The sequence below is a fragment of the Salinisphaera sp. SWV1 genome (assembly GCF_052044155.1).
Classification (GTDB): domain Bacteria; phylum Pseudomonadota; class Gammaproteobacteria; order Nevskiales; family Salinisphaeraceae; genus Salinisphaera.
This window is the reverse complement of record NZ_JBQDYE010000009.1, coordinates 50525-64150: the sequence shown is the minus strand read 5'-3', so window position 1 is coordinate 64150 and position 13626 is coordinate 50525. Positions and strand designations below refer to the sequence as shown.

Genomic DNA, 13626 nt, shown 5'->3' with positions numbered 1-13626 from the left:
GCTCGACTCGCGATCAACCGGTAGCGCCCGGCTCGGCCGCCGCTGCGTCGAGGGTCTGTTCGACCAGGGCCGTAAACGCATCGAAGGCCGGATGCTGGACGCTCGGGGAACGATGGATCTCCAGTACCGCCTCCGGTAACGGCGGCAGGCCGGCCTCTTCACCCAGTGTGTGCCAGCCCGGCGGCAGGGTGCGCCGGCCGGTGATCGTCACCGCGTGGCCCAGATCGACCGCCACACGCAGGCCGGTCGGGCTCTGGCTCGTATAGTCGATCTGCCATGTTCGGCCGATACGCGTGAGGGCTTCCAGCGCCCGGCGGCGGTAGGCGCATTGCTCGGGGAACAGCGCCAGCGGTACCGGCTGGTCGGGAACGAGTTCGAAATCGCGGTGGGCGGCCCAGACCAGGGTTTCGGTGCCCACGCGTCGGGCGGTGCTGGCCGCCGAGTGCCGCACCGTGAGCACGAGATCCAGCGCGCCGGCCTCGAGTTGTTCGATGAGTTCGGTCGACATGCGGCAATGAATATGCGGGCGGACCGCTGGATGCGAGGCTGCGAAAGTGCGCAGCACCTGCGGCAGCCAGGTTTCCGCGTAGTCCTCGGGCAGGCCGAAACGGAGCGTGGTCGGCTGGGCGGACGGCCCGACCGCACTGACGGCCTCGCGCTGCAGTTGCAACAGGCGCCGGGCGTAGACCAGAAAAGTCTGGCCGTTGGCGGTCAGGGCCAGCTGGCGGCTGGTGCGGTGCAGCAGCTGCGTGTTGAGTCGGGTCTCGAGCGTGCGGATTCGCAGGCTGACCGTGGACTGCGTCTTGTGCAGGTACTGACCGGCCGAGGTGAAGCCGCCGGTTTCGGCAACCGCCACGAAGGCGGCGAGCAGGTCGCTGTCGAGCACCGCTGCCGGCGATCCATGAGGCTCACCGATGGATTCCATTGGAATAACTCGTTTCTCAAATCGATCGATGGCTCTCAGCATAAGTCAGGTCGGCACGCCGGGTCATTGCGGCGGCGCCGGCCGACGGATTTACAGCGCATGATCGAGAGAGGAAAGCATGAGCGAAGCAGCCGTGGTCCTGGCCGATGCCGAACGGACCGATCTGAGCGATCTGGTGGATACCGAGCGCTATCCGCTCGAGGATTTCGCCGGCCCGCGCATGCAGGAGGTAATCGAGCGCGTGCGCGCCGATCTGGACGCCGACGGTTGCGCGGTGTTGCGTGGCTTCATGCGCGCCGATGCGCTGGCACGGGCACGTGCCGAGGGCCGTCAGCTGGCGCAAAAGACCTTCTATTCCAGTGCCCGGGTCAATGCCTGGTTCACCCGCGACGATCCGAGCCTGGACGAGAGCGATCCGCGGCGCATCTTCATGGATCGCACCAGCGGCTTCGTGACCCGCGACATGATTCCGGCGGATATGGTCATCCAGCAGCTTTATGTCTCGCCGGCCATGAAGCGGCTGGTCGCGGCCTGTATCGGCGAGGCGGAAGTCTTCGAGTATGCCGACCCCTTCGCCGGGCTGGTGCAGAACGTGTTGCCGCCGGGCACCTGCCAGCCGTGGCATTACGACACCAATGAATACATCGTCACCATGATGACCGAAAAGCCGGACATCGGCGGCGAGTTCCAGTACTGCCCGAATATCCGCTCGTCGGCCGGCGAGAACTATGGCCGCGTGGGCGCGGTGATCCGCGGCGAGGATACCGACACGCCCAAGACGCTGCGCCTGGAGCCGGGCGATCTGCAATTGTTCAAGGGCCGTTATTCGCTGCATCGCGTGACCGAGGTCGGCGGCGAGCGCGAGCGGCATACCGCCATCTTTGCTTATTCGCAGCAGCCGGGTGTGGTCGGTCGGCTCGAGCGCACCCGCCAGCTCTACGGGCGCGTCTCCGAAGCGCATATCCAGGCCGAACGCGAGCGCGTCGAACGCGCCGACGGGCTGCTGGACTGAGCGACCGCCCGCAGTATCAATATACCGGCCCGCCATGGCCCTAAACGACGAGACGATATGACCACGACGGCTCTACAGTACGACGATATTCTGCCGCCGACCCATGACCCGGCGCTATGCGAGCCCAAGACTGCCGAGATCGAGCAGATCCTGCGCGACCGGCTGGCCGCGACCCGGGCCCAGCTCAAGGCGCGGGACATCGTGGCGGCGGTACTGTTCGACCCGACCCATGTGCGCTACGCCACCGGCTCGCGCAATATGCAGATCTATTCGGCCCGCAACCCGGCGCGCTATGCCTTCGTGCCCGCGGAAGGGCCGGTCGTGCTGTTCGAGTTCTCCGGCTGTGAGCATTTGGCCGCCCATCTGCCGACGGTCGACGAGATCCGGCCGGCCACCGCGATCTCGTACTATTTCTGCGACGACCACCTCAAGCAGACCACCCAGGCCTGGGCCGACGAGATCGACCGCCTGGTGCGCGACTGCGGCGGAAGCGACGGCGATTTTGTCGCCATCGAGAGCGCGACCTCGCATGCGGCCTTCGCCCTGGTCGAGCGCGGTTGGCGGATCTGTGACGCCCAGGTGCCGCTGGAGCGGGCACGGGCGATCAAGGTGCCCAACGAGATCAAGATGATCCGCAGCTCGCTGCGCGCGGTCGAGACCGGCGTGCGCAAGCTCGAAGCCGCGATCCGGCCGGGGGCGACCGAGAACGAGGTCTGGTCGAATCTGCACCAGCACATCATCGCCACCGACGCCGACTACGTCGAAACCCGGCTGATGAATTCCGGGCCGCGCACCAACCCCTGGTTCCAGGAATGCTCGGACCGGGTGATGCAGGCCGGCGAGCTGGTGGCGCTGGATACCGACGTGGTCGGTCGCTACGGCTACTACGCGGATTTCTCGCGCACCTTCCTCTGCGGCGACCAGCCGGCCACGGCCGCGCAACGGGATCTGTATCGCATGGCCTACGATCAGATCCAGACCAACATGGCCGGCATCGCGCCCGGCGTATCGTTCAAGGAATATGCCGAGCGAGCCTGGCAGATCCCGCCGGCCTACAAGGCTCGCCGCTACTTCGCGCTCGCCCATGGCGTGGGCATGACCGGCGAATATCCCTACATCGTTCATCGCGAGGATATCGATGACAAGGGCTACGACGGCGTGATGCAGCCCGGCATGACCCTGTGCGTGGAAAGCTTTATCGGCCACGAGGATGGCGGCGAGGGCGTCAAACTCGAAGAACAGCTCTATATCCGCGACGATGGCGAGGTCGAACTGCTGTCCGACTACCCCTTCGATGCGCGCCTGCTGGATCGCTGAAGCGCGCGCTCCATCCATCGCTGCGTCCCGGCTACAGCGGGTCGCGGCACAAGCCCGATGCGAACCCCATGAGCCAGACCCTGATCCCCCATATCGATCTGACGCCGCTGCTGGCCGACCAGTCCGGGCGGGGCGGGACGATCGCCGCCATCGTCGACGCGGCCTGCGATTCCGGCTTCATGACCGTCGGTATCGCGCCGGCCCAGTTGCATCTCGCCGACGACATCCACGCCCGGCTGCTGCGCTTCTTCGAGCTGGACGAAACCCACAAGCAGCAGCTCGCCCGGCACAAGTTCGTGGCCGCCAACCGCAATGTCTACCGTGGCTACTTTCCGCCCCAGGACGAAGACCCAACCTGGAAGGAAGGCATTGACCTCGGTCCGGACATCGCCCACCCCGAGCGCGCCGATACGCAAAGCGGCGACCCGCTGCGCGAGCCGACGCCGCGGCCATCGGAATCGGCGCTGCCCGGCTGGGCGGGCGATGTGGCGACTTACTACCGTGCCATGGAAACCCTGGGCGGCGTGATTGCCGGCGCGCTGGCCGAAGGCCTGGCCATCGACCGCGACAGGCTGCTGCGGCCATTCGATCACGGCAACTCGACGCTGCGGCTGATCCATTATCCCGAACGTCCGGCCGAGACGCTGGATGCGATGCCCGCGGTCGATGGCCACGGCGATACGCGGCGCTGGCTGGTCGGCGTGCCGCACTGCGACAACGGTTTCATTACATTGCTCTGGCAGGACCGGGTCGGCGGGCTGCAGGTGCGCACGCCGGACGGCGCCTGGGAGAACGTGCCGCCGCGCGAGAATGCGCTGGTGGTCAACTTCGGACGATTGCTGGCCGACTGGTCGGGCGGGCGCATCCAGGCCACCGAGCACCGTATCGTCGGCGGCAGCCGTTCGCGACATTCGATCCCGTTCTTCTTCGAGCCGGCGGTCGACGCACATATTGCAGCCCCAGATGCGGCCGGCGACGGCGACTATGTCTACGGCGACCGGCTGTGGGAGCGGATGCAGGCCTTCGTCGAATTCCAGGGGCTGGAACGCACGCCGGTCACCGAAGCCTGAACGCGTCGGGCATGGGCTGGGTCAGCAGACGTGGCCGAACTTGCCGGCCGTGCTTATCGCGCGTACCCGTTCGATCCGCCCGCGTCGCCGAAGCCGGGCCGGCGCGAACGCGCGCCGCGTCGGTCGGCTATGGTTGGATAGGTTCTGACTTGCAACGAGCTCCGGTTGGTCTGGAAGGCGGATGACCGGCCGTGAACTGTTCGTATCAAAAAACGAGAAAAGGAGTCGACGATGAATAAACGATTCATGAATCGCGGTATCGCGGGGCTATTGCTGGTTACGGCCGCGATGCTGGCCTGTTCGCCGCTGGCGCTGGCCGCACAGTCGGGATCGGGCGAGACGGTCAGAATTGGTATGCCGCCGTGGCCGGGGGTGACGATCAAGAGCCAGGTGGTCGGCGAGATACTCAAGCCGCTCGGCTACGACGTGAAGTTCGTCAAGGCCAGCGCGCCGATCGTCTATCTCAGTCTGTCGCAGGGGCGGGTGGACGTGAATCTGTCGGCCTGGTCGCCAGGGCAGGCTTCCAGCTTCATGCCCTATGTCAAGAAGGGCAAGATCGTGAAGCTCGGCGAAAACCTCACCGGTGCCACTTCGGGTTTCGCGGTGCCGAAATTCATGGTCAAGCAGGGGCTGACCAGCGATCGTCAGCTCGCTCAGTACGCCGATAAATTCAATTCCACCGTGCACTGCATCGAGCCCGGTAGCGGCGCCAATAATATCGTCGAAAAAGCCATCAAGAATAATACCTACGGTCTGGGCGACTGGCATATGGCCCATAGCAGCACCGCCGCCATGCTCGCCGAGGCCAAGCGGGCCATCGACCACCACAAGCCGATCGTGTTCTGTGGCTGGCAGCCGCACTGGATGACAGTCGCGCTGGACATGCAGATTCTCAAGGATCCGAAAAGCCTCTGGGGCCCGCATGGCGGCCACAGCCAGGTGCTGACGCTGGCCAGCTCCGAATTCGTCAAGCGCGATCCGAACCTGACGCGTTTCTTCCGGCAGTTCCAGGTCGACTCGGACACGCAGAGCCAGTGGGTCTATGAGTCGAGCTACAAGAATCAGGATCACCAGCAGGTCGCCGACCGCTGGATCGGCTCGCATCTGAACGAAGTTGCCGGCTGGCTGGACGGGGTGAAAACGGCCGACGGCAAACCCGCCGCGGCGGCGCTGCGGGCCCACTTCAAGCAATAGTAGTTACCAGCTCGCCAACCGCGGGGCGGCCCATGCCGCCTCGCGCGACCCGAAGGGCCGGCGGTTGCCTGAAACTATTCGAGCGCCCGCTGTAACCCGTTTTCACTCGCTGGGGGCGAGGTGTCGCGTGAGGGCGCTAGCGGCCGTGACCCGGCTTTGGTCTTTTAATTTGAACGGTAAAACTGACGCGCCCGGCTGGATTATTCGCCGGCTGTGCCGGCTCACCCTTCGGGCCGGTGCGGTTGAAACCGCCCCGTTCGGATGCGCGCTGCGCATCCGTCGAACCATGCTTATTCATCTGTCGCTGGTTCGAATATGAGTTGGATAGGCCATTGCCAGGGCCCGCCTTCGACGAGCCCTGGCAATGGCGCGCCCGGCTGGATTCGAACCAGCGACCAACGGCTTAGAAGGCCGTTGCTCTATCCCCTGAGCTACGGGCGCGAAACAGCGCGAAGGCGGCGCCCATTGTGCCAGTCGCCCGGCATCGGCACTAGAGGCTGTTGCCGTTGCATGCAGCCCGTGCAAGCTGCGTTGCCAGGCGAGCGACACAAGCGTTGTACAAACAGGACAACGCCGCTAGAATACGCAACTCGCGATGAGGATGCGCTGTCATCGCGATATCAGGCGATGGTGGGCGTAGCTCAGTTGGTAGAGCCCTGGATTGTGATTCCAGTCGTCGTGGGTTCGAGTCCCATCGTCCACCCCACTGTCTGATGCGATATGGGCCGTTAGCTCAATGGTAGAGCAGTTGACTCTTAATCAATTGGTTGTAAGTTCGAGTCTTACACGGCCCACCAATTCCTGAAAAACGCCGGCGAGTTTTCTTGCCGGCGTTTTTTTTTGGGGCTCGCTCCTGGCCGAGAGGGTTGTGTGCGCTTGAATGCGGCGCGACCGATCCCATCTCCTGATCGTTACGCTATTGAGGAGATGAGTGTTGGAAACACGCGAGATCAACAGCGAAGGGTTGTCGGCATCGCGGATCGGTCTGGGCACCTGGGCGATCGGCGGCTGGAAATGGGGCGGCACGGACGAGGCCGAGTCCATTCGTACGATTCAGAGCGCGCCCGACCGGGGCGTGACGCTCATCGATACCGCGCCGGTGTATGGCTTCGGTCGGTCCGAAGAGATCGTCGGCAAGGCCGTTGATAAAGGCAGGATTCGCGATCAGGTCGTGATTGCCACGAAATGCGCGCTGGAATGGGACGATGATGGCGGCGTGCAGCGCAATGCGACCAAGCAGCGCATCTTCAAGGAAGTGGACGATTCCCTGCGTCGCTTGCGAACGGACGTGATCGACCTGTTGCAGGTGCACTGGCCGGATCCGCGGGTCGACCCGCGTGAAACCGCGGAGGCGCTGGCAGAGGTCAAGGCGGCCGGCAAGATTCGCGCGATCGGCGTGTCGAATTTCTCGCCCGAGCAGATGGACGCGTTCTCGGAGGTCGCGCCGATCGATGTGGCGCAGAACCCGTACAACCTGTTCGAGCGCCAGATCGACCAGGACGTACTGCCCTGGGTGCGCGAGCACGATACGCGCTTGCTGGCTTACGGTGCGCTCTGCCGCGGTCTGTTATCGGGCCGGATGCACGCGGATCGCGAATTCCCGGGCGACGATCTGCGCAACAGCGATCCAAAATTCCAGCAGCCGCGCTTCGATCAGTACCTGGCCGCGGTGGCTGCGCTCGACAAGTTCGCGCAGGAGCACTACAACAAGCGGGTGCTGGATCTGGCGATCCGCTGGGTGCTCGATCAATACGACCATGCGTTCGCCCTGTGGGGCGCGCGTACGCCGGATCAAATGGATGCCGTGGTCAATGTGCCAGGATGGCATCTGGACCGGGACGCGCGCGAAGAGATCGGCCGAATCGTCGACACACACGTCACTGACCCGGTCGGCCCTGAATTCATGGCGCCGCCGGCGCGCCACTGAATAAAAAAACCGGACCGGGCAAGCCCGGTTTGGGCCGGGTTGCTATACTGGCCGGTCAACCGGGCGGTGCGTGTCGGCGCACTGCCCGTTCATACGCTCAAAACAGAATCGATTCGAGGTAGTTGATGGACGTCTCCGTAGAAAACCCCGGTGGCCTGAAACGGCGTCTGAAGGTCCAGATCCCGGCCGACCGCGTGAACACCGCGGTGGATGAGAAGGTCAAGCGGGTGGGCCAGCATGCGCGGATCCCGGGGTTTCGTCCGGGCAAGGCGCCTGTGAAGGTGCTGTATCAGCGCTACGGTGCCCAGGCACGCCAGGAAGCGGTCAGCGAGCTGATCCAGAGCACCTATCCGGAAGCGGTCGAGAAGTCCGAGCTCAACCCGGCGGGCCAGCCGGAGATCGAGCTGGATGCCTTCGAGGAAGATGGCCCGCTGTCGTTTACGGCCAATATCGAGGTCTATCCCGAGATCGAGCTCAAGGGCCTGGATTCGATCACGGTCGAAAAGCCGGTTACTGAAGTGACCGATGCCGAGGTCGACAAGACGCTCGAGCGCATTCGGGACCAGAACAAGAGCTGGGAAGAGGTCGAGCGCGAATCGGCCGATGGCGATCAGGTCGTGGTCGATTACGTCGGCCGCATCGATGGTGAAGCCTTCGAAGGCGGCACCGGCAACGATATCGAGATCACGCTGGGCGAGGAACAGTTCCTGCCCGACATGGAGCGTGCGATGGTCTGCCGCAAGCCGGGCGAGGAATTCCAGGTCGACGTGGCCTTCCCGGAGGACTACGGCGCCGAGGATCTGGCGGGCAAGACCGCGACCTTCGACGTGACCGTCAAGGCCGTCAAGGAAGCCAAACCCGCGGAAGTGGACGAAGCGTTCATCAAGCAGATGGGCATCGAGGAAGGCACCGTGGAGGCGCTGCGCGACAAGATTCGCGAGTCGCTGGAGCAGGAGGTCAAGCACGCCATCGATACCAGCGTGAAGACCCAGACCATGGATGCGCTGCACGAGGCGAACCCGATCGATGTGCCCGAGTCGATGGTGGCCCAGGAAATCGATCGCATGCGCAAGGAAGCGATGCAACGCATGCCCGAGGAGATGCAGGGCAACGAGGAGCAGGCCAAGCAACTGCTGCCCGACGACGCACTGCGTGAACAGGCGACCAAGCGCGTCGCGCTCGGCCTGCTGATTGCCGAAGTGATCTCGGAGAAGGAACTCGAGCTGGACCAGGACAAGGTCGCCGAGAAGATGGACGAGATCGCGGCCGGTTACGGTGACCAGGCCGAGGCGGTGAAGAACTACTATCAGCAGAACCCGCAACTGATGCAGGGTCTGCAGGCGATGGTCATGGAGCAGCAGGTGGTCGATGATCTGCTGGCCCATGCCACCATCACCGAAAAGGACACGGAGCTCGACGAGCTTCTCAATGCCAATCGGCAGCAGGGCTGATTCCCGGCCCTGTCTGCCAACGCAAGGAAAGCGAATCGTTATGGCAGAACATGACAGCATGCAGACCCAGAGCCTGGGTCTGATTCCGATGGTCATCGAACAGACGGCTCGTGGCGAGCGGTCTTTCGATATCTACTCGCGCCTGCTCAAGGAGCGGGTGATCTTCTGTGTCGGCCCAGTCGACGATCACATGGCCAATCTGATCGTCGCGCAGCTGTTGTTCCTTGAGTCGGACAACCCGGACAAGGACATCCAGCTGTACATCAACTCGCCGGGCGGGGCGGTGACCGCGGGTCTGTCGATCTACGACACGATGCAGTTCATCAAGCCCGACGTGGCCACGATGTGCCTCGGCCAGGCCGCGAGCATGGGCGCGGTGCTGATGGCTGCGGGTGCGGCGGGCAAGCGCTACTCGCTGCCGCATTCGCGGGTGATGATGCATCAGCCCTCCGGCGGTTTTCAGGGCCAGCAATCGGATATCGAGATCCATGCCCGCGAGATCATGCATGCCCGCGAGCGGCTGAACCAGATTCTGGCCGATCACACCGGCCAACCACTGGACAAGATCCAGCGCGATACCGAGCGCGATTTCTTCATGAGCGCCAGCGAAGCGGTGGAATACGGCGTCATCGACGACGTGCTCACCTCGCGTGCGGCCTTGGCCGAGAAGTCCGGCTAAGCCATCCCACGTTAGATGCCGAGCGCCGTTCGTCAACAGCGGCGCTCGGTAACGTGACAAATATTTGTCGGGTATGTCATATGTAAGGCAACTCGACAGGCTCACCTCAACGAGGTCACGACCCATGGCAGACAACGGCAACAACGAAAGCGGCGCCAAGGAGAACTCCGGCCGGACGCTGCATTGCTCGTTCTGCGGCAAGAGCGAACACGAGGTTCGCAAGCTGATTGCCGGCCCCTCCGTGTTCATCTGCGATGAATGCGTGGATCTGTGCAACGACATCATGCGCGAGGAACTGGCGAGCAAGCCGGCCAAGAAAGGCCTGCCGAGCCCCCAGGAAATCCGGCGCGTGCTCGATGACTATGTCATCGGCCAGGAATCGGCCAAGAAGATTCTTGCCGTGGCGGTGTACAACCACTACAAGCGGTTGAATGCCGAGGCGGCCGAGGACGAGGTCGAGCTGCAGAAATCGAATATTCTGATGATCGGCCCGACCGGCTGCGGCAAGACACTGCTGGCCGAGACGCTGGCGCGCATGCTGGATGTGCCATTCGCGATTGCCGACGCCACCACGCTGACCGAGGCGGGTTACGTGGGCGAGGATGTCGAGAACATCATCCAGAAGCTGCTGCAGAAGTGCGACTACGACGTGGACAAGGCCCAACGCGGCATTGTCTATATCGACGAGATCGACAAGATTTCGCGCAAGTCGGAGAACCCGTCGATCACGCGCGACGTCTCCGGCGAGGGCGTGCAGCAGGCGCTGCTGAAGCTGATCGAGGGCACCACCGCCTCGATTCCGCCGCAGGGCGGGCGCAAGCATCCGCAGCAGGAATTCCTGCAGGTCGACACCTCGGGCATTCTGTTCATCTGTGGCGGGGCCTTCGCCGGCCTGGACCAGACCATCCAGCAGCGCGAAGGGCGCTCGGGCATCGGCTTCTCGGCCGAGGTCAAGGGGCAGGCCGACAAGCGAAGCCTGGGTGCGATGCTGAAGACGGTCGAGCCCGAAGATCTGGTCAAGTACGGCCTGATTCCGGAGTTCGTCGGTCGTCTGCCGGTGGTCGCCACGCTCGAGGAGCTGGACGAGACGGCGCTCATCTCGATCCTGCGCGAGCCCAAGAATGCGCTCACCAAGCAGTACGCCAAGCTGTTCGAGATGGAGAACTGCGAGCTGGAGCTGCGTGAGGACGCGCTCAAGGCGATCGCGCATCGGGCGATGGAGCGCAAGACCGGCGCGCGCGGCCTGCGTACGATTCTCGAGTCGATACTGCTCGACGTGATGTACGAACTGCCGGCGATGGAAAATGTGTCGAAGGTTGTCGTCGACGACGCCGTGGTCAATGGCGATGCCCAGCCCTACATCGTCTACGAAAACGCCGAGGCCGAGCGTGCCGGTGCCTAGCAGCTAGACATTGAAACGTGCCGCCGGCCCGGGCGATTGAAAACGCGCGGGCCGGCCACACCATCAATGCAAATTCACAGTGGCCGGCCTCCCCTCGCCGGCCGCTTTATATCAGCGAGGGCCCGCATGGCTGACAACGCCTTGGTACCCGTTCTTCCCCTGCGCGACGTGGTCGTGTTCCCGCATATGGCGATTCCGCTGTTCGTGGGCCGGGAGAAGTCCATCACCGCGCTTGAAGCGGCCATGGCCGAGGACAAGAAGATTCTGCTCGTCGCCCAGAAGGCCGCGGATATCGATGATCCGGGCGCGGACGACATCTACGAGGTCGGTACGCTGGCCTCCATCCTGCAATTGCTCAAGCTGCCCGATGGCACGGTCAAGGTGCTGGTCGAAGGCGGCAATCGCGCGCGTCTGTCCGATCTGCACGCGGCCGGTGGCAGCCTGGTCGCGAGCCATACCGCTATCGATGATGAGGAGGAGGAATCGGCCGAGCTGGACGCGCTCATGCGTTCCGCGGTCGCGACCTTCGAGTCCTACACCAAGCTCAACAAGAAAGTGCCGGCCGAGCTGCTGCCGTCGCTGTCGAGCATGGACTCGGCCGGCCGGCTGGCCGATACCATCGCCGCGCATCTCAATCTCAAGCTCGACGAGCGCCAGGACGTGCTGGAGATCGCCGACCCGCGGCAGCGTCTCGAGCATGTGGTGGCCAAGACCGATGCCGAGATCGAGGTACTGCAGATCGAGAAGAAGATCCGCGGCCGCGTGAAGCAGCAGATGGAGAAGTCGCAGCGCGAGTACTATCTCAACGAGCAGATGAAGGCCATCCAGAAAGAGCTGGGCGAGATCGACGAAGCGCCCAACGATCTGGACGAACTGGAAGAGAAGATCGAAAAGGCCGGCTTCCCCAAGGAAGTCAAGAAGAAGGTCAACAACGAGTTCAACAAGCTCAAGAGCATGTCGCCCATGTCGGCTGAGGCGACGGTAGTGCGCAATTACCTCGACTGGATGGTCGACATCCCGTGGAAAAAGCGCAGCCGTACCAAGATCGACCTGACCAAGGCACAGGAGACGCTCGACGCCGACCACTACGGCCTGGAACGCATCAAGGAGCGCATCATCGAGAACCTGGCGGTGCAGAGCCGGGTGAAGAAGATCAAGGGCCCGATTCTGTGTCTGGTCGGCCCGCCCGGCGTCGGCAAGACTTCGCTCGGCCGCTCCATTGCCCGGGCCACGAATCGCGAGTTCGTGCGCATGAGCCTGGGTGGCGTGCGCGACGAGGCCGAGATCCGTGGTCATCGGCGAACCTATATTGGCTCGCTTCCGGGCAAGATTATTCAGAACATGGCCAAGGTCGGGGTGCGTAACCCGTTGTTCCTGCTTGACGAAGTGGACAAGATGGCCAACGACTTCCGCGGTGACCCGGCCTCGGCCCTGCTCGAAGTGCTCGACCCGGAGCAGAACAACACCTTCGGCGACCATTATCTCGAAGTCGACTACGACCTGTCGCAGGTGATGTTCGTGTGCACCGCCAACACCATGAACATCCCGGAGCCGCTGCTGGATCGGATGGAAGTCATCCGGCTTTCGGGCTACACCGAGGATGAGAAGCTCAATATCGGTGAGCGCTATCTGTTGCCCAAGGCGATGAAGGAGAACGGGCTGGAGGCGTCCGAGCTGGCTGTTTCGGATAATGCCATTACCGAGATCATCCGGCGCTACACGCGCGAGGCCGGGGTGCGTAATCTCGAGCGCGATATCTCCAAGATCTGTCGCAAGGTGGTCAAGGAGTTGATCAGCGAGAAATCGCGCGATCACGTACAGGTCTCCAGGCGCAATCTCGACAAGTACCTGGGCGTGCCGAAGTTCCGTTACGGGCGGGCCGAGGAGCACGACAGCGTCGGTCAGGTCACCGGGCTGGCCTGGACCGAGGTCGGCGGCGAACTGCTGACCATCGAGTCGGCGGCGGTGCCCGGCAAGGGCAAGGCCACGCATACCGGATCGCTCGGCGACGTGATGCAGGAGTCGATCCAGGCCGCGCTCACGGTGATCCGCTCGCGCGCGGGAACGCTCGGAATCGAGCGCGATTTCATGCAGAAGGCGGACCTTCACGTGCATGTCCCCGAGGGCGCCACGCCCAAGGATGGCCCCTCGGCGGGGATCGGGATGTGCACCGCGATGATCTCCGCGCTGGCCCGGATTCCGGTGCGTGCGGACGTCGCCATGACCGGCGAAATCACGCTGCGCGGCGACGTACTGCCGATCGGCGGGCTCAAGGAGAAGCTGCTTGCGGCGCATCGCGGTGGCATCAAGATCGTGGTCATTCCGCACGAAAACACGAAGGATCTCGCCGAGATCCCTGCCAACATCAAGAACCGTCTGGACATCCGGCCGGTTCGCACGATCGATGAAGTGCTGGAAATCGCGCTTACGCGTCAGCCGCAGCCACTGGCTGCCGACGAGGCGCCAGCGGAGGGCCAGCGCAAGTCGGATGGGGGCGAAGTGCGCCCGCATTGAACCAGGCCGTATGCTTGCGCCCCGATTCCCGCGCTAACCCTTTATTGACGCTGGAATCGGGGCCTTGGTATAAAGCCCGCTTGCGGTCGGGCAGCGCCGCGACCGTGGCCATGCCCGAAGCACTTGCAGTGAACG

10 protein-coding genes and 3 tRNA genes are annotated in these 13626 nt (G+C 63.6%); 11 read left to right on the top strand and 2 right to left on the bottom strand.

All coding sequences use genetic code 11. The annotated features are described in order from the left end of the window. Positions 1-13: 13 nt before the first annotated feature. Entirely contained in the window at positions 14-925 is a 912-nt protein-coding gene (locus tag ACS8YF_RS06355; RefSeq protein ID WP_440849382.1) for a LysR family transcriptional regulator, read from the bottom strand. 118 nt (positions 926-1043) lie between these two features. Here ACS8YF_RS06355 and ACS8YF_RS06350 point away from each other — a divergent pair, with 118 nt between their 5' ends. The 4 genes from ACS8YF_RS06350 (at position 1044) to ACS8YF_RS06335 (ending at position 5518) form a co-directional block, all read left to right on the top strand. Continuing rightward, positions 1044-1937, top strand: a complete 894-nt coding sequence (locus ACS8YF_RS06350; protein WP_440849381.1) for a HalD/BesD family halogenase — start codon at positions 1044-1046, stop codon at positions 1935-1937. A 57-nt stretch (positions 1938-1994) separates the two neighbouring features. After that, positions 1995-3254 carry a M24 family metallopeptidase gene (locus ACS8YF_RS06345; RefSeq protein WP_440849380.1) on the top strand — a complete coding sequence of 420 codons (1260 nt, stop codon included), beginning with the start codon at positions 1995-1997 and terminating at the stop codon, positions 3252-3254. 68 nt (positions 3255-3322) lie between these two features. Continuing rightward, on the top strand, positions 3323-4324 hold the full coding sequence (locus ACS8YF_RS06340; RefSeq protein ID WP_440849379.1) for a 2OG-Fe(II) oxygenase family protein: 1002 nt from the start codon (positions 3323-3325) through the stop codon (positions 4322-4324). Between the two features lie 231 nt (positions 4325-4555). Further along, positions 4556-5518, top strand: coding sequence for a glycine betaine ABC transporter substrate-binding protein (locus ACS8YF_RS06335; protein ID WP_440849378.1), 963 nt, complete (start codon positions 4556-4558; stop codon positions 5516-5518). A gap of 365 nt (positions 5519-5883) precedes the next feature. Here the strand turns inward: ACS8YF_RS06335 and ACS8YF_RS06330 are convergent. Continuing rightward, positions 5884-5959, bottom strand: a tRNA-Arg gene (locus ACS8YF_RS06330). Positions 5960-6148: 189 nt separating this feature from the next. Here ACS8YF_RS06330 and ACS8YF_RS06325 point away from each other — a divergent pair. The 7 genes from ACS8YF_RS06325 (at position 6149) to lon (ending at position 13491) form a co-directional block, all read left to right on the top strand. Next, positions 6149-6224 (top strand) — tRNA-His (locus tag ACS8YF_RS06325). A gap of 16 nt (positions 6225-6240) precedes the next feature. Next, a tRNA-Lys gene (locus tag ACS8YF_RS06320) sits at positions 6241-6315 on the top strand. Positions 6316-6452: 137 nt separating this feature from the next. After that, positions 6453-7445: an aldo/keto reductase gene (locus ACS8YF_RS06315; RefSeq protein ID WP_440849377.1), complete on the top strand. Its 993-nt coding sequence runs from the start codon at positions 6453-6455 to the stop codon at positions 7443-7445. A 125-nt stretch (positions 7446-7570) separates the two neighbouring features. Further along, positions 7571-8896, top strand: coding sequence for a trigger factor (gene tig / locus ACS8YF_RS06310; RefSeq protein WP_440849376.1), 1326 nt, complete (start codon positions 7571-7573; stop codon positions 8894-8896). A gap of 40 nt (positions 8897-8936) precedes the next feature. Continuing rightward, positions 8937-9575, top strand: a complete 639-nt coding sequence (gene clpP / locus ACS8YF_RS06305; RefSeq protein WP_440849375.1) for an ATP-dependent Clp endopeptidase proteolytic subunit ClpP — start codon at positions 8937-8939, stop codon at positions 9573-9575. 124 nt (positions 9576-9699) lie between these two features. After that, positions 9700-10977, top strand: coding sequence for an ATP-dependent Clp protease ATP-binding subunit ClpX (gene clpX / locus ACS8YF_RS06300; RefSeq protein WP_440849374.1), 1278 nt, complete (start codon positions 9700-9702; stop codon positions 10975-10977). 126 nt (positions 10978-11103) lie between these two features. After that, on the top strand, positions 11104-13491 hold the full coding sequence (gene lon, locus ACS8YF_RS06295) for an endopeptidase La (protein WP_440849373.1): 2388 nt from the start codon (positions 11104-11106) through the stop codon (positions 13489-13491). Positions 13492-13626: the final 135 nt, after the last annotated feature.

What these genes read in the sequence shown, in the direction of transcription:
- ACS8YF_RS06355 (WP_440849382.1), bottom strand. Translation starts at nt 925, where the DNA reads ATGGAATCCATCGGTGAGCCTCATGGATCGCCGGCAGCGGTGCTCGAC.
- ACS8YF_RS06340 (WP_440849379.1), top strand. Translation starts at nt 3,323, where the DNA reads ATGAGCCAGACCCTGATCCCCCATATCGATCTGACGCCGCTGCTGGCC.
- ACS8YF_RS06350 (WP_440849381.1), top strand. Translation starts at nt 1,044, where the DNA reads ATGAGCGAAGCAGCCGTGGTCCTGGCCGATGCCGAACGGACCGATCTG.
- lon (WP_440849373.1), top strand. Translation starts at nt 11,104, where the DNA reads ATGGCTGACAACGCCTTGGTACCCGTTCTTCCCCTGCGCGACGTGGTC.
- clpX (WP_440849374.1), top strand. Translation starts at nt 9,700, where the DNA reads ATGGCAGACAACGGCAACAACGAAAGCGGCGCCAAGGAGAACTCCGGC.
- tig (WP_440849376.1), top strand. Translation starts at nt 7,571, where the DNA reads ATGGACGTCTCCGTAGAAAACCCCGGTGGCCTGAAACGGCGTCTGAAG.
- ACS8YF_RS06345 (WP_440849380.1), top strand. Translation starts at nt 1,995, where the DNA reads ATGACCACGACGGCTCTACAGTACGACGATATTCTGCCGCCGACCCAT.
- ACS8YF_RS06335 (WP_440849378.1), top strand. Translation starts at nt 4,556, where the DNA reads ATGAATAAACGATTCATGAATCGCGGTATCGCGGGGCTATTGCTGGTT.
- clpP (WP_440849375.1), top strand. Translation starts at nt 8,937, where the DNA reads ATGGCAGAACATGACAGCATGCAGACCCAGAGCCTGGGTCTGATTCCG.